Source organism: Saccharopolyspora pogona (assembly GCF_014697215.1).
Lineage (GTDB): Bacteria > Actinomycetota > Actinomycetes > Mycobacteriales > Pseudonocardiaceae > Saccharopolyspora > Saccharopolyspora hattusasensis.
The window spans coordinates 4,612,220-4,633,812 of the sequence record NZ_CP031142.1 but is presented as its reverse complement, the minus strand read 5'-3'; the positions used below and the strand labels follow the sequence as shown (position 1 = coordinate 4,633,812).

Sequence of the window (21,593 nt, the reverse complement as noted above, 5' to 3'; positions counted from 1 at the left end):
TTCGCGTCGGCCTGCTGGTCTGGCAGCATCACCATCATGCCTACCCCGCCGGAATCGACCAAGATCTCGTTGCGTCAACGGCTGCGTGCTCATGCAAGAACCCACTGGCCCCGGGTGGCCGACCTGCGGTTTCGCTACCGCGGCCAGTTCGCCTACGTCGAGGGCGAACTGACAGACGGCGAGGTCTGGCCGCTGATACGACTGAGGTACACAGGCTCGGCCAGCCAATGGGGCTTCGCGCTGTACCTGGCCAGTTCCGGGAAGTACGAAGACCAGATCCTGCCCAGCGGCCTCCCCGTAGGCAGGCCGGAAGAAGCCCTCGATTGCGCAGCCGGTCTCTACCTCACAACACCCGACATCTGACCCGCACAAGACCCACAGGCCGTCAACCCCCGAAAAACTTCCGGCGGCGACCACTAAGGTCGAGGGGTGCAGTCCTTCCCGCATCTGGTGGCGATCGTCGGTCCCACCGCCACCGGCAAGTCGGACCTCGGCATCGAGCTCGCCTCGGCCTTCGACGGCGAGGTGATCAACGCCGACGCCATGCAGCTCTACCGAGGGATGGACATCGGCACGGCCAAGCTCTCCGTCGCGCAACGCCGCGGCATTCCGCACCACCTGCTGGACGTCCTCGACGTCACGGAAACCGCCTCCGTGGCGGCCTACCAGCAGCAGGCACGCGACGCCGTCGAAGACGTCCTCACCCGGGGCCGGACCCCGGTGCTGGTGGGCGGCTCCGGCCTCTACGTGCAGGCCGTCGTCGACGACCTGTTCTTCCCCGGCACCGATGCGCAGGTGCGGGACAAGTACGAGCAGGAGCTGGTGCGGGTAGGCCCGGCCGAGCTGCACCGGCGGCTGAAGGAGCTCGACCCGGCGGCCGCGGAAGCCATCCTGGCCAGCAACGGTCGCCGCATCGTCCGGGCGCTGGAGGTCATCGAGATCACCGGGCGGCCGTTTTCGGCGAACCTGCCCAAGCCCGGACCACCCCGCTACGGAGCGGTGCTGATCGGCCTGGACCGGCCGGTCGAGGACCTCGACGACCGGGTGGATCGCCGGGTGACCCGGATGTTCGACGCCGGGCTGGTCGACGAGGTCCGGAGGCTGGAGAAGGCCGGGCTCCGGTGCGGCCGCACCGCCAGCCGCGCGCTGGGCTACCAGCAGGTGCTCGCCGAGCTCGACGCCGCGGGCGACATGGCCGCCGCCGCGGCCGAGACCGCGAAGCTCACCCGCCGCTTCGTCCGGCGGCAACGCTCGTGGTTCCGCCGAGACGCGCGGATCAACTGGTTCGACGCCGCCGACCCGACGCTGGCATCAGACGTCCGCGCGCTGCTGGGCGAGTAGGGAACCAGCGCTTCTCCTCCGAGGCGACGCCCCGAACGCGGCTTGCCGCAGGTCGGCGTCGAGCCGCGCCAGACCGGCGACCCGGCGAACGTAGACTGGGCGCGTGCATTCCTCCCAAGGGCCCGAGTTCATCAAGGGCCACGGCACCCAGAACGACTTCGTCATCCTGCCCGACCCGGACGGCGCGCTGAAGCTCACCGACGAGCGGGTGCAGGCGCTGTGCGACCTGCACCGCGGGCTGGGTGCAGACGGCGTGCTGCGGGTCATCCGCGCCGGGGCGCTGGAGGATGCCCCGGCCGACGTGCCGGCCGATGTTTGGTTCATGGACTACCGCAACGCCGACGGCTCGATCGCCGAGATGTGCGGCAACGGTGTGCGGGTGTTCGCCCGCTACCTGGTCGACGCCGGGCTGGCCGCACCCGGCGAGCTACCGGTTGGCACGCGCGCCGGCGTCCGGTGGGTCCGAACCCACGACGACGGCCAGGTCACGGTCGATATGGGCCCGGCAAAGGTCTTCGGCGAGTCCACCACGAGCGCCTCCGGGCACGCCTTCGCCGGAGTCGCCGTCGATGTCGGCAACCCGCACCTGGCCTGCGTGAGCGACGTGGACCTCGCCGAGCTAGACCTCAAGACCGCCCCGCCGCACGACCAACACCTCTTCCCGAACGGCGTGAACGTCGAGTTCGTCCGGCCGCTCGAAGGTGACCACGTGCAGATGCGCGTGCACGAGCGAGGCGTCGGCGAAACCCGTTCCTGCGGCACCGGCACGGTCGCCGCCACGGTCGCGGCGCTGCGTGCCGCCGGTGCGGAAACCGGACGCCGGGTCGTCCACATCCCGGGCGGCACCGTCGAGGTGGAGGTCACCGCGACCAGCTCCACCCTGACCGGCCCCGCCGTCCTGGTGGCCCGCGGAAACCTCGATCCCACCTGGTGGCAGCAGCCGTAACCGCCGCTGGCACGCGTCACACCAGTGCAAACGGGTAACGGCGGGCGTGAGGCGTGAAAATCGGTCGCGGACCGTGGGACAATGGCCTCGATATGAAAAACTCTTTGACCTGGTCCGCCGAGCTCGACCGCGATGCGGTCGAAGCCGACGAATACGAACCCATCTTCACTGCGGAACCGTCCACGGGCGAGATGGAGCTCGCAGACCGTGCGTCGCTGCAGCGGATCGCCGGTCTGTCCACCGAGCTCGCGGACATCACCGAGGTCGAATACCGCCAACTCCGCCTCGAGCGCGTGGTGCTCGTCGGGGTCTGGACCGACGGCGACGCCGCGCACGCCGACGCGTCGTTGACGGAGCTCGCCAGGCTCGCCGAGACCGCCGGCTCTGAGGTGCTGGAAGGCATCATCCAGCGCCGCGACCGCCCGGACCCCGGCACCTACGTCGGCTCCGGCAAGGTCCGCGAGCTGCGTGACATCGTCGTCGCCACCGGGGCGGACACCGTCATCTGCGACGGTGAGCTCTCGCCCGGTCAGCTGCGGCAACTGGAGGAGAAGCTCAAGGTCAAGGTGGTCGACCGGACCGCCCTGATCCTGGACATCTTCGCCCAGCACGCCCGGTCCAAGGAGGGCAAGGCGCAAGTCGAGCTCGCCCAGCTGCAGTACTTCCTGCCGCGCCTGCGCGGTTGGGGCGAGACGATGTCCCGGCAGGCCGGTGGCCGTGCTGGTGCCAACGGCGGCGTCGGTACCCGTGGTCCCGGCGAGACCAAGCTGGAGACAGACCGGCGGCGCATCCACAAGCGCATCAGCAGGCTCCGCAAGGACCTTTCCGCGATGCGCACGGTGCGCGGCACCAAGCGAGGTCGGCGGGAGGCCAACGCGGTTCCCAGCGTTGCCATCGCCGGCTACACCAACGCCGGGAAGTCCAGCCTGCTGAACGCGTTGACCGGGGCCGGAGTGCTGGTGATTGACGCGCTGTTCGCCACCCTGGACCCGACCACGCGGCGGGCCAGCACGCCGGACGGCCGGAACTACACCTTGACCGACACGGTCGGCTTCGTCCGGCACCTGCCACACCAGCTGGTGGAGGCGTTCCGCTCGACGCTGGAAGAGGTCAGCGGCGCGGACCTGCTGGTGCACGTCGTCGACGGCTCCGAACCGTCGCCGCACGAACAGGTCGCCGCGGTGCGCGAAGTGCTGAACGAGATCGCCGAGGATCACACGACGGCGATGCCGCCGGAACTGCTGGTCGTCAACAAGATCGATTCGGTCGATGCGACCCGGATGGCCGAGCTTCGGCGGCTGCTGCCTGACGCGGTGTTCGTCTCCGCGCACAGCGGCAAGGGCATCGAGGAGCTGCGCGAGGCCATCGCCGACCGGCTGCCCCGGCCCGGCGTCTTCGTGGACGCGCTGGTGCCCTACACCCGCGGCGAACTCGTCGCGAGGGTGCACGCCGAAGGCGAAGTGGTCGACGAGGAACACACCCCTGACGGCACCCGGGTCCGCGCCAAGGTCCGGCCCGACCTGGCCAGTGCGCTCCAGCCGTTCGCGGGAACCGGGGGGTGAGCACTGCCGGTGCGGGCGGTGCGGCTGCGGCCGCACTGCTGCTGTGGGTGGGCTCGGGTACGGCGCCCGAGACCGCTGCGGAGCAGGCGCTCGCGCCGGTCGAGAAATGCCGCGTAGACGACAAGCGCCTCGCCGAGTTGTCCGGTCTCGCGTCGGACGGCTCGGCCTGGTACGCCATCAGCGATGGCGGCAGCTCGCTGCGGGTGTTCGTGCTGGATCCGGCCGACTGCTCGATCCGCGGAATCCGGACGGCGTCGAACGACCCCTATGACGTCGAGGACCTCGCGTTGGGGCGCGACGGATCGCTCTGGCTGGCCGACACGGGGGACAACCGTCGCCGCCGGGACGACATCGCGCTGTACGTGATGTCGTCAGGCGGCGGCGCGACGTTGTACCGCCTCGCCTACCCGGACGGGCCGCACGACGCGGAGGCCCTGCTGCTCGACCGGGTAGGCGTGCCGCACATCGTCACCAAGGAACCGCTCGGTTCGGCCGGTATCTACCGTCCGGCCGGACCATTGGCGGCGGATCGCACTGTGCCGTTGGAGCGGGTCGGTTCGATCTCGCTGCGTTCCACCCAGACACCGGGCGGCCCCTTGAACGGCTCGCTCGGCTCGGTTCTGGTGACGGGCGGGTCCGTGAGCCAGGACGGCACGGCGGTCGCAATCCGCACCTACACCGAGGCGTACGTGTACGACGCTCCGGACGGCGATCTGGTTGCGGCATTCCAGCGCGAACCGTTTCGCATCTCCTTGCCGAACGAGCAGCAAGGCGAGGCGATCGCGTGGGAACCGGACGGCGCACTGCTGTCCGCGTCCGAAGGCAACCAGCCGGTCCGGCGCATTCCCGGGGTGGCGGCAGCAGCGCGAGCCACCGGGGCGCACGCCGAAGGCGACGGCTCGGCTAAGCCGGCGCTGGGCGGTGACGTTGACCGAGCGCAACCGACGGACCGGACCGGCTCCGGGATGTCCGCCGGTCGAGATCTGTTGCTCGCGGCCGCGGGGGCCGGACTGCTCATCTTCGTGGCCCGTCGACTGCGCTGCCGAACTCGCTGAGCGGCCGCGAGACTCGGGCAGGTCACCTCCTTGACCCGGATGTGTACCGGCCGGGACCCCCAAGCGAAGCGATGTCCGAAGTTCCGCTATCCGCATCGCTGCGCGAGCCAAGCCCCGCATACGCCAGGCCTACCGACTTGGGCAAGCGCGGCTGTGTTCATCAGACGTCACCGTCCGATGCTCCGCTGCCTGCACGGGATGCACGAGTCGGCATCCCGCTGCAGGGCGGCGGAGGTCCGGTTGTCGGACGACCCGGCCGAGGCCGGCTGCCCGAAGGTCAGAGGCGCCGCAGCACCGCGACGACCTTGCCCAAGATCGCTGCGTCGTCGCCGAGGATCGGCTCGTAGGCAGTGTTGTGCGGCAGCAGCCACACGTGGTCGTCGGTTCGCTTAAAAGTCTTCACGGTCGCTTCGCCGTCGATCATCGCGGCGACGACGTCGCCGTTCTCCGCATCGGGCTGCTGGCGAACCGCCACCCAGTCGCCGTCGGTGATGGCGAGGTCCACCATCGAGTCGCCGACCACCTTGAGCAGGAAGAGGGTGCCGTCGCCGACGATCTCCTTCGGCAGCGGGAAGACGTCCTCGATGGACTCCTCGGCCAGGATCGGGCCGCCGGCCGCGATCCTGCCCACCACCGGCACGTAGGCGGGCTTGGCCCGCCCGGTCAGCTCCGGGGAGTCCGGCTCGCCGCCGACGAGCACGCCGACGGTGCGTGGTCGGTGCGGATCTCGGCGGAGGTAGCCCTTCCGCTCCAGCACGCGGAGTTGGTAGGCCACCGACGACGTCGAGGTGAGCCCGACGGCATCGCCGATCTCGCGAACGCTGGGCGGATAGCCGTGCTCGCGCATCCACTTCCGAATGGCCTCCAGCACCTTGAGCTGGCGGTCGCTGAGCTCGTCTGCCCCGCTGGCCTGTCCGGGCAGGTTGTGCACGTCGGCACGGGAGTCGTCCTTGACGTCCTGTCCGCGGCCCTTGATCGAGCCGGTCGCATTACTCGCCACCGCTGCCTCCTGTCCGTGTGAACTGCGGTGCTTATCGCGGGGGAGTTCGGTCCGCCCGATTTCCACAGTAGACGGGAGAAACCCAGAGATCAAACACCTGTTCGAGTTAATTTCAGGCTCAAGTCTCGCCCTGTGGTGTGCTCGTGGTACACAATCGCACGCAGGTTCGATCGAACATCTATTCGATCATGGTTTTCGGTGTGGGAGGCATCATGACCACGTTCATCGATGCGGTGAGGCGAGCGCGTCCTGCCGAGCGGGAGGTCGTCGAGCGGCGGCGGGTGGGCGATGCGGTCGCGGTGTCACGGCCGTGCGACGGCGCCCAGCGCGTTCCCGGTCGCGTCATCTTCCGCGCGCCCGGCGCATCCGCCGAGGGATTGGTCGCCGCGTGCGACCGGGCTCGTCGGCGGGGCGAGTGGCTCTGCCTGGCCTCGGTGGCGATCTTCACTTTCCTCATTGTCATGCTGGTGGGGCTCTTCGGGCTCGGCGACGCGCCGGTGACGGGTGGTACCGCAGTCGTGGAAGTGCATGCCGGTGACACTTTGTGGGGGATCGCGGACCGGGTGGCGCCGGGCCGCGACCCGCGCGCCGTGGTCGCGAAGATCGTCGAGCTCAACGAGTTGGATGCGACCGCCGTGGAGGCCGGTCGGCTGCTGAGGGTTCCGGTCGGCGACTGATTCGCGCGACGCGGCTCGGCCGGGAGGATCGCCGGTGGATCGACGGCGGACGGCGGCGGACGGCGGGGGACGGCGCCGATCCTGGCTGGCCGGTGGTCGTCCGGCGGCTCGCGTCCGGTGGTTTCGGTGGCGACCTCGGTGTTTTCGCCGGCTGGGCCGATCGGTGGCGACCGGCCGGGCCGGAAAGGGTGTGTCGAGTTTGCTTCGCGGTACGCCGCCGTTTAGAGTCGACCACAACATCTAGTAGTTACGTCCGTGTATTTAGTCCACAGGTTGGGCTTGTAGGGTGCTCACGCACATACGGACGGTGAGTTGGGAGCTGGTTGCCGGAGGGCGACCGCGACCAAACTGGGGAAGGGGGTGAGGGCCGGTGCGATGCCCGTTCTGCCGCGGCGAGGACTCCCGGGTCGTCGATTCGCGCGAGGTCGAGGAAGGCCAGGCGATCCGGCGCAGGCGATCGTGCTCGACGTGCGGTCGGCGGTTCACGACCATCGAGGAGCTCGTGCTCTCGGTGGTCAAGCGTTCCGGCGTCACCGAGCCCTTCAGCCGCGAGAAGGTGGTGCGCGGAGTGCGCCGTGCCTGCCAGGGGCGTCCGGTGGAAGAGGACGCGCTGCAGCAGCTCGCGCACCAGGTGGAGGACACGGTCCGGTCCCTCGGGGTTTCCGAGCTGCCCAGCCACGAGGTGGGGCTGGCCATCCTCGGACCGTTGCGGGAGCTGGACGAGGTCGCCTACCTGCGCTTCGCGAGCGTGTACCGGGCGTACTCCTCGGTGGAGGACTTCGAGAAGGAGATCGCCGGCCTCCGCGCGGCGCGGCGCGCCGCGCAGGCCGGTGCGGAGCAGAACGCGGAGAGCGGCCGTGAGTAAGCCGCGTCGGCGCACGCCCCGCCGCGGGGGCGGAAACGCAAGACGTCAGCGGACGGCCCACGGAGGGGCGTCGCTGAACATTGAGTCACGACCGAACCGGACGGGGAGACCGGACGGGGCAGACGAAGCACGACGAGCGAAAGATAAGGAAGAGGGTCAGGTCATGACAGAGACCGTCGGTAGCCCGGCCGGCGCATCGGGGGAGCCGGAAGCAGGTGCCCGCGAGGGCATCCGGGTGCAGCGCGTCTACACCACGGAGGGGGTGCACCCCTACGACGAGGTCAAGTGGGAGCGCCGCGATGTGGTGATGACCAACTGGCGGGACGGGTCGGTCAACTTCGAACAGCGCGGGGTGGAGTTCCCCGACTTCTGGTCGCTGAACGCCGTCAACATCGTCACCAGCAAGTACTTCCGCGGCGCGGTGGGCAGCGACACCCGTGAGAGCAGCCTCCGGCAGCTTATCGATCGCGTCGTGCTGACCTACGTCGCAGCGGGCGTCGAGCACGGCTACTTCGCGACCGATGCCGACGCCGAGATATTCGAGCACGAGCTGACCTGGATGCTGCTGCACCAGGTGTTCAGCTTCAACTCGCCGGTGTGGTTCAACGTCGGCACCAGCTCCCGGCAGCAGGTGTCGGCCTGCTTCATCCTGTCGGTCGACGACACGATGGAGTCGATCCTCGACTGGTACAAGGAAGAGGGCCTGATCTTCAAGGGCGGTTCCGGGGCCGGGCTGAACCTGTCCCGCATCCGCTCCTCGCGGGAACTGCTGTCCTCCGGCGGCACCGCGTCCGGTCCGGTGTCGTTCATGCGCGGCGCCGACGCGTCCGCGGGCACCATCAAGTCCGGCGGTGCGACCCGCCGCGCGGCGAAGATGGTGGTGCTCGACGTCGACCACCCCGACATCGAGGAGTTCATCGACACCAAGGCGCGCGAGGAGCACAAGATCCGCGCGCTGCGCGACGCCGGTTTCGACATGGACCTCGGCGGCGCCGACTCCAACTCGGTGCAGTACCAGAACGCCAACAACTCCGTGCGCGTCTCCGACGAGTTCATGCGCGCAGTGGAGAGCGACGGCCGGTTCGGGCTGCGGGCCCGGATGAACGGCGAGGTGCTGGACACGGTGCAGGCCCGCGACCTGTTCCGCAAGATGGCGAAGGCGGCCTGGGAGTGCGCCGACCCGGGCATCCAGTACGACGACACGATCAACGACTGGCACACCTCGCCGGAGTCGGGCCGGATCACCGCGTCCAACCCGTGCTCGGAGTACATGCACCTGGACAACTCCAGCTGCAACCTGGCCTCGCTGAACCTGCTGAAGTTCCTGCGCGATGACCTGACCTTCGACGCCGAGCTGTTCGAGAAGGCCGTCGAGTTTGTCATCTCCGCGATGGACATCTCGATCTGCTTCGCGGACTTCCCGACCGAGGCGATCGGCGACACCACCCGGAAGTTCCGGCAGCTGGGCATCGGCTACGCCAACCTGGGCGCACTGCTGATGGCGACCGGCCACGCCTACGACTCCGTCGGCGGCCGGGCGCTGGCGGCGGCGATCACCTCGCTGATGACCGGTACCGCCTACAAGCGGTCGGCGGAGCTGGCTGGCGTGGTCGGCCCGTACGACGGGTACGCCCGCAACGCCGAGGCCCACCAGCGCGTGATGCGCAAGCACGCGGCGGCCAACGACCTGGTCCGCACCTACCACCGCAATGACGTCTCCGTGCACAAGCTGGCGACGAAGGTGTGGCAGGAAGGCCTGGAGATCGGTGCCCGCAACGGCTGGCGCAACGCGCAGGCTTCGGTGCTGGCCCCGACCGGGACCATCGGCCTGATGATGGACTGCGACACGACCGGCATCGAGCCGGACCTGGCGCTGGTCAAGTTCAAGAAGCTGGTCGGCGGCGGCTCCATGCAGATCGTCAACCAGACGGTGCCGCGCGCGCTGCAGGCGCTGGGCTACCAGGAAGAGCAGATCGAGGCGATCGTCGAGTACATCGCCGAGAACGGCCACGTGGTCGACGCGCCTGGCCTGCGGCACGAGCACTACGAGGTCTTCGACTGCGCGATGGGCGAGCGCTCGATCGCGCCGATGGGCCACGTGCGGATGATGGCCGCGGTGCAGCCGTTCATCTCGGGCGCGATCTCCAAGACGGTGAACATGCCAGAGTCGGCGACCGCCGAAGAAGTCGAGCAGCTCTACTTCGAGGGCTGGAAGCTGGGCCTGAAGGCGCTGGCGATCTACCGCGACAACTGCAAGGTCGGCCAGCCGCTGTCGGCGGGCAAGGGCGACAAGGGCGAGTCGGAGAAGGCGGTCGAGAAGCAGATCGAGTACCGCCCGGTCCGCAAGCGCCTGCCGAAGAAACGGCCGAGCCAGACGGTGTCGTTCACTGTCGGTGGCGCGGAGGGCTACCTGCACGCCGGTTCGTACCCGGACGACGGGCTGGGCGAGATCTTCGTCAAGCTGGGCAAGCAGGGTTCGACGCTGGCCGGTGTCATGGACGCCTTCTCAATGTCGATCTCGGTGGGTCTGCAGTACGGGATCCCGCTGGAGTTCTACGTCTCGAAGTTCCAGAACCTGCGCTTCGAACCGGCCGGGATGACCGATGACCCGGATATCCGGATGGCCAGCAGCGTGCTGGACTACTTGTTCCGCCGACTCGCGCTGGACTACCTGCCCTACGAGAAGCGTGCCCAGCTGGGCGTCTTCACCGTCGACGAGCGGGAGGCGCAGGTCAACGGCACCGATGTGGTGCCGGCCGAGCAGAGCTCGGACGTCGACCTGGACACGATGCGTTCCACTGTGGACTACTCGAAGAAGTCCGAGCAGTCGACGGCAGAGGAGCAGCGGGCAGGCAGCTCGACCGAGCTGCTGGAACTGCGCCTCGGCAAGGCCGCGGACGCGCCGCTGTGCATGACCTGCGGCACCAAGATGCGCCCCTCGGGTTCCTGCTACCTGTGCGAGGGCTGCGGCTCCACCTCCGGCTGCAGCTGACAGCGGGGTTGCTTCCGATGCAACATCGAGCACTGGTCCCGTAACCGGACTACGTGCAGCTTGAAAGGGGAGTCGCCATCGGGCGGCTCCCCTTTCGCGTGGTTCGAACTTTCAGACTGCGTGTCTTGCACCTGTGGGAGTCTTTCGTCCACTGTGCACAGTCGGTAGATGCCGAGGCCGGCAACCCGCTGGCGGCGACCGACACCGGATATGGGCCGATGCTGGTCGCCCGCATCGTGACCGGCGTGGCCTCACAAGCGTTCTTCGGAATCGCGATCTCGCTGTGCGCACAGCTGACACGCCCGGAAATGCGCGGCCGGGCCATCGCGGTGACGATGAACGGGCTGATGCTGGGCATGTTGCTTGGCATGTTGCCGTCCACATTGGTCGGTGAGCGGTTCGGCTGGCACGGCATTCTGGGCCATCGCGGTGCTTACCGTGATGGCGGTGCTGTGCACCGCGCTCGGCGTGCCGCGGCAGGAGCGCGCCGACGGCGGCGGTGACTTCGGCAGGAACTGGAGGCTTTCCGCAAGCCCAAGCTGTGGTTGGTGCTGACCACCAGCACGCTCATCATCGGCGCGATGTTCTCCGCCTTCGGCTACCGGAATGCGGGCCAGTGCTCCGCCCTTCAGGGCGGGGGGTGAAGGCTCGCGCTGGGAGGGCCGTGAAGGCCCGAGCAGTGCCTTATTGATCGGGAACTTATAGGTGTGATCTTCGTTGTTCTGGCATGATCGCTGGTGTGCGGGACGCGCGGAGGTTGTCGCCTGAGGCGCAGGAGGATTTGCGGCGCAGGGTGGTCGCTGCTGTTCATGGTGGGATGAGTCAGGTCGAGGCGGCCCGGGTGTTCGCGGTGGCCCCGCAGTCGGTGTCCAGATGGGTGCAGGCGTGGCGGAAACGTGGCTCGAAGGGTCTCACCGGGCGTCGCCGGGGTCGCAAGCCCGGCGAGCAGAAAGCGTTGAGTGCCCGCCGGCAGCGCAAGCTGCGGTATGCGGTGGCCGAGCACACCCCGGCCACGTTCGGGCTGACCGGCCTGGTGTGGACCCGCAAGACAGTGGCCGAGCTGATCCGGGTGCGCCACGGCATCGTGTTGAACCTGCGCACCGTCGGCAACTACCTGCGTTCCTGGGGATTGTCGCCGCAGAAACCGATCCGCAAGGCCTACGAACAGGACCCCGAGTCCGTACGCCGATGGCTGGAGGAGGACTACCTGGCCATCGCCGCCCGCGCCCGCCGCGAGGGCGCACTGATCCTGTGGCTGGACCAGACCGGGATCCGCTCCGACGCCACCGTAGCCCGCACCTGGGCACCGGCGGGCCAGACACCGGCGGTGGGCAAAACGGGCAAACGATTCAGCGTGAACGCGATGTGCGCGATCGGGAACAAAGGCGAGCTGTACTTCACCGTCTACACCGGCTCGTTCAACGGCAAGGTGTTCCTGTCGTTCCTGGACCGGCTGACCCGCCATCTGGACCGCAAGGTCCACCTGATCGTTGACGGACACCCCGTCCACCGCCGCAAGACTATCCAGCAATGGATCACCAAGCACGCTGAGGCGATCGCGATGCACTTCCTGCCGGGATACAGCCCCGAACTCAACCCCGACGAGCTACTCAATGCCGACCTCAAACGCACCGTTTCCACCAGCACAGCCCCCAAAACCCGCGCCGAGTTGAAACAAGCGGTCCGCTCCTTCCTCCACCGGCTCCAGAAGCTGCCCGACCGAGTTCGCTCCTACTTCGGCAAACCCGAAGTTCGCTACGCCGCCTAACATCACACATTTGCCACCCGGATCAATAAGTCGGACGGTTCTGCTGTTCGATGTACTGCTTCACGACGCTCAGCGGTGCCCTGCCGACGGAGCCTGCGAAGTACGAGCCCGACCAGAGTTTGTTGGCTCGGTAGTAGTGGCGTACGAGGTCGGGAACTCCTGGCGCAGGCGTCGGGAGGACACGCCCTTGGGGGAGTTGACCAGGCGGGCCATGGCGGCCTTGGGCGGGTAGTTGACGAGCAGGTGGACGTGGTTGTTCTCGCCGTTGAACTCGACCAGCTCAGCCTCGAAGTCCCGGCACACGTCCAGCATGATCTGCTCCATCCTCGACAGGTGCCGGTCGCCGAACACCTTGTGCCGGAACTTCGTCACGAAGACCAAATGAACGTGCATCGCGAAAACACAGTGTCTGCCGGTTCAAATGCCTTCGAATTCAGCCATAAACCAATGGTACAGTGCGCTCGTGCAGCTCCGTTTCAACTACCGCGTGTATCCGACGCCGGGCCAGCAGATCGAGTTGGCTCGGGCGTTCGGGTGCGCGCGGGTGGTGTTCAACGACGGGCTGCGCCCGCGCCGGCAAGCCAGGGACGCGCACGAGAAGTACATCTCCGACAGCGAGTTGTCCCAGCGGTTGATCACCGAAGCCAAGCTGACGCCGGAACGGGCGTGGCTGGGCGAGGTCTCCGCCGTGGTGTTACAGCAGGCCCTGGCGGACCTGAACACCGCGTACCGCAACTTCTTCCACTCGATCACGGGCAAGCGCAAGGGCCGCAAGGTGGCCCCGCCGCGGTTGCGGTCCCGCAAGGACAACCAGCAGGCCATCCGGTTCACCAAAAACTCCCGGTTCAAGGTGCTGGACAACGGACGGCTCAGATTGCCGAAGGTCGGCGACCTGGAGGTGCGCTGGTCACGGCAACTACCCTCGGACCCGTCTTCCGTAGCGATCATCAAGGACGCGGCGGGCCGGTACTTCGCATCGTTCGTCGTACAGACAGGCGAGGACGAAACGTTGCCGCCGGTCGACTCCGAGGTGGGCATCGACCTGGGCCTGACCCACTTCGCGGTGCTGTCGGACGGCACGAAGGTCGCCGCCCCGAAGTTCCTGCGCCGCGCGGCCCGCAAGCTCAAGCGGTTGCAGCAGGACCTCTCGCGCAAGCAGAAGGGCTCGGCCAACCGCAAGAAGGCCGTGACCAAGGTGGCTCGCGCTCACGCACGGGTGGCCGACACCCGGCGGGACTGGCAGCACAAACCGTCCACGACCATCATCCGCGAGAACCAAGCGGTGTACGTCGAGGACCTGTGCGTCGTCGGTCTCGGCCGGACGAGACTGGCGAAGTCGGTGCACGACGCCGGGTGGGCCGGCTTCACCAGCATGGTGGAGTACAAGGCCGCCCGGTATGGGCGGACGTTCGGCCGGGTGGACCGGTACTTCCCGTCCACCCGGATGTGTTCGGCCTGCGGGCGCACCAACGACAAGATGGCCCTCACCGTCCGATCGTGGGACTGCCCGTGCGGCAGTCACCACGACCGGGACGTGAACGCAGCGAAGAACGTGTTGGCCGCCGGGCAGGCGGACAACGGAAACGACCGTGGAGCGCACGTAAGACCGGGACTCGTCCGGGCGGCGCGCAGGGAAGCGGTAACCCACCCGGACGCCGCGCGGTCCACACGCAGCGTGGAGGGAATCTCCGTCTTCTAGGACAGAGAGGATGTCAATTCAACCCGATCCTCACCGAGGGTCACCGGGTTCAGCCCCGGCGCCGTCCCGTTGCTGCTCGTCGCCTACGGTGCCGCCACGGTGGTCGGCAACACGATCGTCGGACGCCTCGCCGACCGCTACACGATCGCCGTCCTGCTCTGCGGCCTGGTCCTGAACCTGGGCTTCCTCGCCGGGTTCGCCCTGCTGGCCGACCTCAGCGTGCCCGCGGTGGTCTTCATGCTCGGCATCGGCCTGGTCGGCGTCACCACGAACCCGGCGATGATCACGCGTGTGCAGCGCACCGGCAACGCCCGGCCGCTGGTCAACACGGTGCGCTCTTCCTTCATCACGCTCGGCGTGATGATCGGGTCCTGGATCGGTGGGCTCGCCATCAGCAACTTCGGCCTGCGAGCGCCGCTTTGGCTGGGTGCGGCCCTGGCCGCGGTCGGCATCGTCACGCTCCTGCCCGACCTCATCCGCCGTCGAGCGGCTGCGCCCGCGGCAGCGCCGGCGCCGAGTCTCGCGGAAACGGCGTAGCGCAGCGCCGTGAGCGGCGAAGGCTACCGCTGCCGCTCACGGCGTCGATGGGCTGCGGAGCTAGACTTCGCGGCGTGATGACACCCGTTCATGCTGCTGTGGTCGGTTAGTCAAGGACTCCGGCCCCACCGGTCAACGCTGCCCGCGACAATTTCTCCGGTTCGCCGGGCCGTTCGCCGTGTGCTGGGGCGCAGATCGTCCACTTCCCACCTTGCGCAGGTCGGCCCGGCTGACCTGCGTTCGGCCGCATCAGCAGGAGCGGTTCATGAACTTTTCCGACGACAATGCTGTCTGCCAGCAACAAATAGGTGTGCTTCGCTGGCTCTCGGCGAACGGTTCCCGGCCGCCGGCTCGGATCGTCGACGCGGATGACCGGATGTCCGCGAACGAGGCGTACGAGCTGGTGTCGCGCGGAACCGGTTTGCTGTGGCGCGGAGATTTCCACAACGCGCGCCAACTGCTCAGCGCGGTTGCGCGCCGTCTCCGGCGGACAAGGACACCCGGCCTGTCCGTTTCCGAGGCGTTCCACGCGCATCGGCGGGAGCAATCGCGTCGAGCCCGCACGCTGGCACTGGTCCTGGTCCGCCTCGACCTCGGTCATGTGCTGCCGCTTCGGCGCGCACCTGACGTTCGGTTGGCGTGCCACGAGGTCTACGGGCAGGCCAACGTCCCGTACGTGGTTCCGTTGCGGGAACTGCTCGGCGTGATCGGCGCGCACGAATGGCGGAAGAAGGGCATCTCGATCCCGGCACTCGGCGCGCGCATCCACGCCCACTACGGGGTTTTCGCTCCAACTCGAGGCGAATACGTGGATCTGATCGCCGAAACCCCGCTGCCGTCGGCGGAACTCGCCTTCGACATCGGCACCGGGACCGGTGTGCTGGCAGCGGTTCTCGCCCGGCGCGGCGTTGCGCGCGTCGTGGCCACCGACAGTTCGGCACGAGCGATCCGGTGTGCCGAGGAAAACGTCCGGAACCTGGGGCTCGCCGGGCGGATCGACCTGGTGCAGTCCGACCTCTTCCCGTCTGGGCGCGCGCAACTGGTCGTGTGCAACCCGCCGTGGCTTCCGGCGCAGCCCCACTCGCTGCTGGACCACGCCGTCTACGACCCGGGCAGCCGGATGCTCCGGGATTTCCTTGCCGGGTTGCCCGAACATCTCCGACCGGGTGGGGAGGGCTGGCTGATCCTGTCGGATCTCGCGGAGCACCTCGGGTTGCGCACCCGAACCGAACTGCTAGCCGCGATCAGCGGGGCCGGGCTCCGCGTCGCCGGGCGGTGGGACGTTCGGCCCAGCCATCCGAGAGCCTCGGACCCCACAGACCCGTTGCACACCGCCCGCTCCGCCGAGGTCACGTCCCTGTGGCGGCTCGCGCCGATTTGGGATCGCGCCACCCGGACGTAGCCTCGAGGCAGTCGGAGGAGGCGGTGTGGTCATGCGCAGAACCACAGCTGCCGTCGGCGGTGCGGTGTTCTTCGTCCTGGGGCCGGGAACCGTCGCGGTTCTCGTCCCGCGGCTGCTCACGGGATGGCAGTGGCGCCAGCAGCCGTACTGGCTGCCCGTCCGCGTGCTGGGCGCGCTGCTGATCATCGTGGACGCGATCGTGCTGGTGCACGCCTTCGTCCGGTTCGTGGTGGAGGGCTCGGGCACCCCGGTACCGGCCGTCGCCCTGGAACGGCTGGTCATCGGAGGCCTCTACCGCTACGTCCGAAATCCGGTGTACGTGGCGTTGCTCACCGTCATCGTCGGGCAGGCACTGCTGCTGGGGCGATTGGGTCTGTTGCTCTACCCGGCTGTGATCTGGCTGTTCGCGGCGACGTTCGTGCGGTGCCGGGAAGAACCGGTGCTCGTTCGCCGGTTCGGAGCGGAGTACGAACGGTACCGCCGCGCGGTGCCTGCGTGGGTGCCGCGGCTGCGGCCGTGGCACCCGCCGCGTGAATGATCGTCACACCGGGCGGCTCCATCTCGTCCCATCGACGACAAGACTGCAGGAAGGACGAACGAATGCAGAAGCCGATCTTGGTGACGGGCGGGACAGGCACGTTGGGCAAGGCCGTGGTGCGCAGGTTGCTCGACGCCGGGCACGACGTGCGCGTGCTGAGCCGGCGCCCGCGGCCAGCGGACGTTCCGCACGGGTAGGCGACCGGGGATCTGCGCACGGGCGAGGGCATCGCCGCGGCGACGTCCGATGTGGACGCGATCGTGCATTGCGCCACCACGCTGGGGCGAAAGGACGTGGCGGCAACCCAACGCCTGATCGACGCCGCCCGACGCAACGGCGATCCGCACCTGATCTACATCTCGATCGTGGGTGTGGACCAGGTGCCGCTGTTCTACTACCGCGCCAAATTCGGGCTCTTGTGACTGATCCGTGGGTGATGTGAGCTGCTGTTTTAGGCCCGGAGACGGGGGCACGCCGTTGCTTCGTCTAGGTTTCTGGCTTGTCGAAGGTCAGGAACCGAGGGGACGGAGAACGGCGTGCCGAAGGCCAGTTTATGGCGTGCTCTGGTGGGCGTCGACAGGCGCACGGTGATCGAGGATGTGGAGTTCGACGAGGCCGCGGAACGGGTGATGGTGCACGTGCGCCCGCGCAAGGGCGGGCGCGGCCGTTGCGGCCGGTGTGGCCGCTGGTCCGGGCGGTATGACCGGGGCGAGGGACGGCGCCGGTGGCGGGCCCTGGACCTGGGCACCATCCAGGTCCATCTCGAGGCCGCCGCGCCGCGGGTGCGCTGCCGGGAGCACGGGCCCACCGTGGCGCGGCTGCCGTGGGCGCGTCATGGCGCCGGGCACACCTTGGCTTTCGACGACACGGTGGCGTGGCTGGCGGTGCGCTCCTCGAAATCGGCGGTATGCGAGCTGATGCGCATCGCCTGGCGCACCGTGGGTGCGATCGTGGCCCGGGTGTGGGCCGACGCCGAAACCCAGAGTGACCGGTTCGGTGGGTTGCGGCGGATCGGGATCGATGAGATCTCCTACAAGAAGCATCACCGCTATCTGACGGTGGTGGTGGACCACGACACCGGGCGGCTGGTGTGGGCCGCGCCGGGGCGCGATTCCGCGACGCTGAACCGGTTTTTCGACGCCCTCGGCGAGAGGCGCGCCGCGGAGATCACGCATGTGTCCGCCGATGCGGCCCAGTGGATCGCCGACACCGTCGCCCGCCGCGCCCCGAAGGCCATCCGCTGCGCCGACCCCTTCCACGTGGTCGCCTGGGCCACCGAAGCACTCGATGCCGAACGGCGACGGGCCTGGAACGACGCCCGCGCCCTGGCCCGCACCGAAGGCACACGCCGCCGGGGCCGCCCGGCCACCGACTCCCCGGCCCGTCCCGGGCACGAGAAAGCCAAGAAGCTCAAAGACTCCCGTTACGCGCTGTGGAAAAACCCCGAAGACCTCACCGAAAACCAGCAGGCGAAGCTGGCCTGGATCGCCACCACCGACCGCCGCCTGTACCGGGCCTACCTGCTCAAAGAAGGACTCCGGTACGTCTTCACCGCCAAAGGCGAGCAAGGCAAACAAGCCCTGGACCGCTGGACCTCCTGGGCACGGCGCTGCCAGATCCCCGTCTTCGTCGAGCTCGCCAAGAAGATCACCAAACACCGCGCCCCCATCGACGCCGCCCTCGAACACGGCCTCTCCCAAGGACTCATCGAATCCACCAACACCAAAATCCGCCTGCTCACCCGCATCGCCTTCGGATTCCGCAGCCCCCAAGCACTCATCGCTCTCGCCATGCTCGCCCTCGGCGGCCACCGACCCACCCTCCCCGGACGCGCCTAACCCACCCACGGAAGCAGCAGAAGAGCCCAAATTCGCCGCCGAGAAGCGCGTGGCGGCCTTCGGGTTGCCGTGGACGATCCTCCGGACGACGCAGTTCCACGACCTGGTCGCCCGCATGACCTCGGTGCAGCGGCGGTCCCCGGTGATCGGGGCCCTCGCCGGGGTGAATTTCCAGCCCATCGACGTCCGCGACGTCGCGGACCGCCTGGCCGAACTCGCGGTCGGAGAGCCGGCCGGTCGGGTCCCGGACATGGGTGGGCCGGAGATCCGCAGCCATCGAGATCTGGCTCGCGCCTATCTGGATTCGACCGGACACCGCAGAATTCTGCTGCCGGTCCGGCTGCCAGGTGCGGCGTTCGCCGGCTACCGCCGCGGCGGCCACCTGGCTCCGGACCAGGCGGTCGGCCGGATCACGTTCGACGAGTTCCTGGCCGAGCGCAAGGCGTGATGATGCGCGCCTCCCTGCGGTCAGGCTTGTTCTTCATGACGTTCGTGCACGTCACGGTGGGTTCCTGGACGCTGTTCTTCCCACGTTCGTTCTACGGCGGAATTCCGACGGTGGACGACTATCCGCCGTTCAACGAGCACCTATTCCGCGATTACGGTGCGATGAACCTCGCCATGGCGGTGGTGCTCTGCGCAGCCGCGGTCTTCCTGGAACGAACCATGGTCTACGTCGCGTTGACGTCGAGCATCTTTTGGGCGGTTCCGCACCTGGTGTTCCACGCCGCGCACCCGTCGCGTACAGCGGCGTCGATGCTGGTGGCGGTGCTGATCGTGATCGCGGCGATCCCGTTAGTGCTGCTGTTGCTCACGCACGGCGCTTTGCCAGCAGGTGAGCGGCGACGGCCGTCGCTCCGGTGACTGCGAGCACCGACGGCCAGGCACCGATCTTCTTGGCCAGCGGGTGCGAGCCGGTCAGCGCCGCAGCATAGGCGGCGCCCAGCGCGAGGGCCGGGGCAACACCCGTCCGGCGGCGGCATGCCTCCATCGCGCCGAGCCCGGCACCCGCGGCCACCACTCCGCCCCAGTGCCGGTGCTTGGTCGCGCGGGCGACCGCGAAGCCGCCGATCAATCCGGCCGAGGTCAGCAGGCTGGACGGAGTGGACATGCTCGCTCCTCGCGGGTTCGGTGCCGAATACCTGCTCCGACTCTACTGCGCGACGAGCGGATGTTTCTGACGTAAACCCACCGGAGCGGTGATTGACTTCGCGTTCCGCGCTAAGAAAAGTGCTGGTGTCGATTTCCCTTCGGCCTCAGGAGCGTGCATGCGTCGCGTTCGGATGGGTTTGCTGGCGGCGGTTTGCGTCCTACCTCTCACCGGGTTGCCGGCGATCGCCGTACCACCGCGGGGCCCGGTGTTCCAGGACGGCGAGGCACAACCGGTGTTCGACCCGGCGCAGGCGGTGCGCGAGGACCTGTTCGTGACCGCGCCGGTGGACAGCGACCGGGACGGCCAGGACGACCTGGTGCACGTCCAGGTCGTGCGGCCGAAGGAGACCGAGCAGGGTCTGCGGGTGCCGGTCGTCTACCAGGCCAGCCCTTACTTCTCTGGCGGGAACGATGTCCCCAACCACAACGTCGACACCGAGCTGTACGTCCCCGAGCGGCCGGGCAACCGGACCATCCGCACCGCCCAGGGCGACCAGCTGATTTCGGCGGCCGCCGAAATCAGCTGGTCGTACGAGGAATACCTGCTGGCCAGGGGATACGCGGTGGTGTACGGCGAATCGCTGGGCACCGGTCAGTCCACCGGCTGCCCGACCACCGGAGCCGAGAACGAGACGATCGGCGCCAAGTCGGTGGTGGACTGGCTGAACTCCCGCGCGCCCGGCCACGACGCGTCCGGCGCGCCGGTCGACGCGGGCTGGGCGACCGGCAAGGTCGGCATGATGGGGGTGTCCTACAACGGCACCCTGCCCAACGCGGTGGCCGGCACGGGCGTCGAAGGACTTGAGGCGATCGTGCCGATCGGGGCGATCTCGAACTGGTACGACTACTACCGCTCCGACGGGGCGGTCGTGGCGCCCGGCGGCTACCAGGGCGAAGACGCCGACGTGCTGGCCAAGTACGTGCACACCCGCGCGGATCGCGAACCGTGCCGAGCGGTGATCGACCACCTTACCGCGGACCAGGACCGGATCACCGGCGACTACAGCGGGTTCTGGGACGAGCGGAACTACCTCAACGACGTCGATAAGGTTCACGCCGCGGTGCTTTCCGTGCACGGGCTCAATGACTGGAACGTCAAGACCAGGCAGGCCGCGCAGTGGTATGCCGCGCTGCGGGAACACGACGTGCCGCACAAGATCTGGTGGCACCAGTCGGGGCACACCGATCCTCTCCGGCTGCGGGAGCAGGAATGGCTTCGCACGCTTAACCGGTGGTTCACCCGGTACCTGTACGACGTGCCCAACGGCGTCGAGGGCGAGCCGAGGGCCACCTTGCAGCGCGAGGACGGCAACTGGACCGAGGAAGCCGAGTGGCCGGCGCCGGAGGCGCGTGCGGTGATGTTGCGGCCCACGGCAGGCGGTGCAGAGCGGGGCGGGCTCACCGAAGCGCGGGTTTCCGGCCGGGTGGTGGAGGCGCTGCGCGACGACGCTGGCCAGTTGGCGGACGACCTTGCGGCGGCGCCGAGTTCGCCGAACCGGCTCGCCTACTTCAGCGACCCGCTGGCGGCTCCGGCCCGGGTCAGCGGCACGGTTCGGGCTCAGTTGGCGCTGACCTTCGACCAACCTGCCGCCAACGTGACGGCGCTGCTGGTGGACCAGGCGCCGGACGGTGCGGTCTCGGTGATCACCCGGGGTTGGGCGGACCCGCAGAACCGGCGCGCGATCGATCGGACGTCGCCGATCGAACCCGGAAAGAACTACTCGATCGACGTGGCGATGCAGCCGGATGACTACGTGTTCGCGCTGGGGCACCGGCTCGGGATCGTCGTGCTGTCCAGCGATCACGACTTCACGTTGCGCCCGAAGCCGGGAACCGGGCTGGAACTCGATCTGTCCCACACGCGGATCCAGCTGCCGCTCGTCGGGTCCATCGGATGAGGACCGCTCGGTAAGCGGCTTGCATTGCCAGCCCGCTGCGGGAATGCCCGAGTCCCGCAGCGGGTGCGAGCCGAGTGCCGCAAGCATGCGGTTGTTGTCTCTTGAGAGGCCGGAATGTCCAGGGCAATTGCGACGAGGATTCACATTGAGTCATGGAAACTGAGCGTTAGCGTCGACAGAGTGACGCAAATGACCCGGCTGATCGTCACTCCATAGTGGATTTTGCGGCCGTGCTCGGCCGAGTTGTCCACAGCGGACTGATCTGTCAACAGATTCCGAAAAAGCCCTTTCGCCGGGGCGTTTCGACGTCGATCGTTTGCGGC

The 21,593-nt window shown here is 68.3% G+C and carries 20 protein-coding genes and 2 pseudogenes; 19 read left to right on the top strand and 3 right to left on the bottom strand.

The window, feature by feature from the left end; genetic code table 11:
- Window positions 1-36 precede the first annotated feature (36 nt).
- From DL519_RS21185 to DL519_RS21165, 5 genes are all read left to right on the top strand, one after another.
- Window positions 37-363: a hypothetical protein gene (locus DL519_RS21185; RefSeq protein ID WP_190817376.1), complete on the top strand. Its 327-nt coding sequence runs from the start codon at window positions 37-39 to the stop codon at window positions 361-363.
- Between the two features lie 66 nt (window positions 364-429).
- Window positions 430-1,341, top strand: a complete 912-nt coding sequence (gene miaA / locus DL519_RS21180) for a tRNA (adenosine(37)-N6)-dimethylallyltransferase MiaA (protein ID WP_190817374.1) — start codon at window positions 430-432, stop codon at window positions 1,339-1,341.
- Between the two features lie 103 nt (window positions 1,342-1,444).
- Window positions 1,445-2,287: a diaminopimelate epimerase gene (gene dapF / locus DL519_RS21175; protein WP_190817372.1), complete on the top strand. Its 843-nt coding sequence runs from the start codon at window positions 1,445-1,447 to the stop codon at window positions 2,285-2,287.
- A 92-nt stretch (window positions 2,288-2,379) separates the two neighbouring features.
- Window positions 2,380-3,849 (top strand): GTPase HflX, encoded by a 1,470-nt coding sequence (gene hflX, locus DL519_RS21170; RefSeq protein WP_397544964.1) that lies wholly within the window; start codon window positions 2,380-2,382, stop codon window positions 3,847-3,849.
- Entirely contained in the window at window positions 3,846-4,904 is a 1,059-nt protein-coding gene (locus tag DL519_RS21165; RefSeq protein ID WP_190817370.1) for an NHL repeat-containing protein, read from the top strand. The genes hflX and DL519_RS21165 overlap by 4 nt, the downstream gene beginning before the upstream one ends.
- Before the next feature lie 277 nt (window positions 4,905-5,181).
- Here the strand turns inward: DL519_RS21165 and lexA are convergent, their stop codons facing one another.
- Window positions 5,182-5,904, bottom strand: a complete 723-nt coding sequence (gene lexA, locus DL519_RS21160) for a transcriptional repressor LexA (RefSeq protein WP_190817367.1) — start codon at window positions 5,902-5,904, stop codon at window positions 5,182-5,184.
- Between the two features lie 212 nt (window positions 5,905-6,116).
- Between lexA and DL519_RS46970 the strand changes: the two genes are divergently transcribed.
- The 5 genes from DL519_RS46970 (at window position 6,117) to DL519_RS21135 (ending at window position 12,206) form a co-directional block, all read left to right on the top strand.
- The gene (locus tag DL519_RS46970) at window positions 6,117-6,581 is read left to right on the top strand and encodes a LysM peptidoglycan-binding domain-containing protein (RefSeq protein WP_223839349.1); all 465 of its coding nucleotides are present in this window, start codon (window positions 6,117-6,119) and stop codon (window positions 6,579-6,581) included.
- Window positions 6,582-6,951: 370 nt separating this feature from the next.
- The gene (gene nrdR, locus DL519_RS21150) at window positions 6,952-7,446 is read left to right on the top strand and encodes a transcriptional regulator NrdR (protein WP_190817366.1); all 495 of its coding nucleotides are present in this window, start codon (window positions 6,952-6,954) and stop codon (window positions 7,444-7,446) included.
- Window positions 7,447-7,609: 163 nt separating this feature from the next.
- A complete protein-coding gene (locus DL519_RS21145) occupies window positions 7,610-10,438 on the top strand; it encodes a vitamin B12-dependent ribonucleotide reductase (protein WP_190817364.1) in 2,829 nt (942 codons plus the stop codon).
- Window positions 10,439-10,563: 125 nt separating this feature from the next.
- Entirely contained in the window at window positions 10,564-10,941 is a 378-nt protein-coding gene (locus DL519_RS21140; protein WP_223839348.1) for an MFS transporter, read from the top strand.
- A gap of 224 nt (window positions 10,942-11,165) precedes the next feature.
- Complete coding sequence (locus DL519_RS21135) at window positions 11,166-12,206, top strand: IS630 family transposase (RefSeq protein ID WP_190813440.1); 1,041 nt, start codon at window positions 11,166-11,168, stop codon at window positions 12,204-12,206.
- Window positions 12,207-12,228: 22 nt separating this feature from the next.
- Here the strand turns inward: DL519_RS21135 and tnpA are convergent.
- A pseudogene (gene tnpA, locus DL519_RS21130) lies at window positions 12,229-12,599 on the bottom strand (IS200/IS605 family transposase).
- 70 nt (window positions 12,600-12,669) lie between these two features.
- Here tnpA and DL519_RS21125 point away from each other — a divergent pair.
- From DL519_RS21125 to DL519_RS21090, 8 genes and pseudogenes are all read left to right on the top strand, one after another.
- The gene (locus DL519_RS21125) at window positions 12,670-13,905 is read left to right on the top strand and encodes an RNA-guided endonuclease InsQ/TnpB family protein (RefSeq protein ID WP_190817362.1); all 1,236 of its coding nucleotides are present in this window, start codon (window positions 12,670-12,672) and stop codon (window positions 13,903-13,905) included.
- Window positions 13,906-13,974: 69 nt separating this feature from the next.
- Window positions 13,975-14,442: an MFS transporter gene (locus tag DL519_RS21120; protein WP_190817360.1), complete on the top strand. Its 468-nt coding sequence runs from the start codon at window positions 13,975-13,977 to the stop codon at window positions 14,440-14,442.
- A gap of 265 nt (window positions 14,443-14,707) precedes the next feature.
- Window positions 14,708-15,844, top strand: a complete 1,137-nt coding sequence (locus DL519_RS21115; RefSeq protein ID WP_190817358.1) for a methyltransferase — start codon at window positions 14,708-14,710, stop codon at window positions 15,842-15,844.
- A gap of 31 nt (window positions 15,845-15,875) precedes the next feature.
- Window positions 15,876-16,382, top strand: coding sequence for a methyltransferase family protein (locus DL519_RS21110; protein WP_190824115.1), 507 nt, complete (start codon window positions 15,876-15,878; stop codon window positions 16,380-16,382).
- A 62-nt stretch (window positions 16,383-16,444) separates the two neighbouring features.
- Window positions 16,445-16,789 (top strand): annotated as a pseudogene (locus tag DL519_RS21105) (SDR family oxidoreductase); the annotation flags it as partial.
- A 129-nt stretch (window positions 16,790-16,918) separates the two neighbouring features.
- A complete protein-coding gene (locus DL519_RS21100) occupies window positions 16,919-18,220 on the top strand; it encodes an ISL3 family transposase (protein ID WP_190814226.1) in 1,302 nt (433 codons plus the stop codon).
- 49 nt (window positions 18,221-18,269) lie between these two features.
- A complete protein-coding gene (locus DL519_RS21095; RefSeq protein WP_223839347.1) occupies window positions 18,270-18,668 on the top strand; it encodes a Rossmann-fold NAD(P)-binding domain-containing protein in 399 nt (132 codons plus the stop codon).
- A 35-nt stretch (window positions 18,669-18,703) separates the two neighbouring features.
- Window positions 18,704-19,084, top strand: a complete 381-nt coding sequence (locus DL519_RS21090) for a hypothetical protein (RefSeq protein WP_223839346.1) — start codon at window positions 18,704-18,706, stop codon at window positions 19,082-19,084.
- On the opposite strand, the gene DL519_RS21085 is transcribed toward DL519_RS21090, so the two are convergent.
- Window positions 19,032-19,331 (bottom strand): hypothetical protein, encoded by a 300-nt coding sequence (locus DL519_RS21085; RefSeq protein ID WP_190817354.1) that lies wholly within the window; start codon window positions 19,329-19,331, stop codon window positions 19,032-19,034. The two genes, DL519_RS21090 and DL519_RS21085, sit on opposite strands and share 53 nt — an antisense overlap.
- 157 nt (window positions 19,332-19,488) lie before the next feature.
- Between DL519_RS21085 and DL519_RS21080 the strand changes: the two genes are divergently transcribed.
- Window positions 19,489-21,270 (top strand): Xaa-Pro dipeptidyl-peptidase, encoded by a 1,782-nt coding sequence (locus DL519_RS21080; RefSeq protein ID WP_190817352.1) that lies wholly within the window; start codon window positions 19,489-19,491, stop codon window positions 21,268-21,270.
- Window positions 21,271-21,593: the final 323 nt, after the last annotated feature.

Coding starts and splice junctions, on each gene's coding strand:
- hflX (WP_397544964.1), top strand. CDS start 2,380: ATGAAAAACTCTTTGACCTGGTCCGCCGAGCTCGACCGCGATGCGGTC.
- DL519_RS46970 (WP_223839349.1), top strand. CDS start 6,117: ATGACCACGTTCATCGATGCGGTGAGGCGAGCGCGTCCTGCCGAGCGG.
- DL519_RS21185 (WP_190817376.1), top strand. CDS start 37: ATGCCTACCCCGCCGGAATCGACCAAGATCTCGTTGCGTCAACGGCTG.
- DL519_RS21110 (WP_190824115.1), top strand. CDS start 15,876: ATGCGCAGAACCACAGCTGCCGTCGGCGGTGCGGTGTTCTTCGTCCTG.
- DL519_RS21085 (WP_190817354.1), bottom strand. CDS start 19,331: ATGTCCACTCCGTCCAGCCTGCTGACCTCGGCCGGATTGATCGGCGGC.
- DL519_RS21135 (WP_190813440.1), top strand. CDS start 11,166: ATGATCGCTGGTGTGCGGGACGCGCGGAGGTTGTCGCCTGAGGCGCAG.
- DL519_RS21115 (WP_190817358.1), top strand. CDS start 14,708: ATGAACTTTTCCGACGACAATGCTGTCTGCCAGCAACAAATAGGTGTG.
- DL519_RS21090 (WP_223839346.1), top strand. CDS start 18,704: ATGACGTTCGTGCACGTCACGGTGGGTTCCTGGACGCTGTTCTTCCCA.
- DL519_RS21080 (WP_190817352.1), top strand. CDS start 19,489: ATGCGTCGCGTTCGGATGGGTTTGCTGGCGGCGGTTTGCGTCCTACCT.
- DL519_RS21145 (WP_190817364.1), top strand. CDS start 7,610: ATGACAGAGACCGTCGGTAGCCCGGCCGGCGCATCGGGGGAGCCGGAA.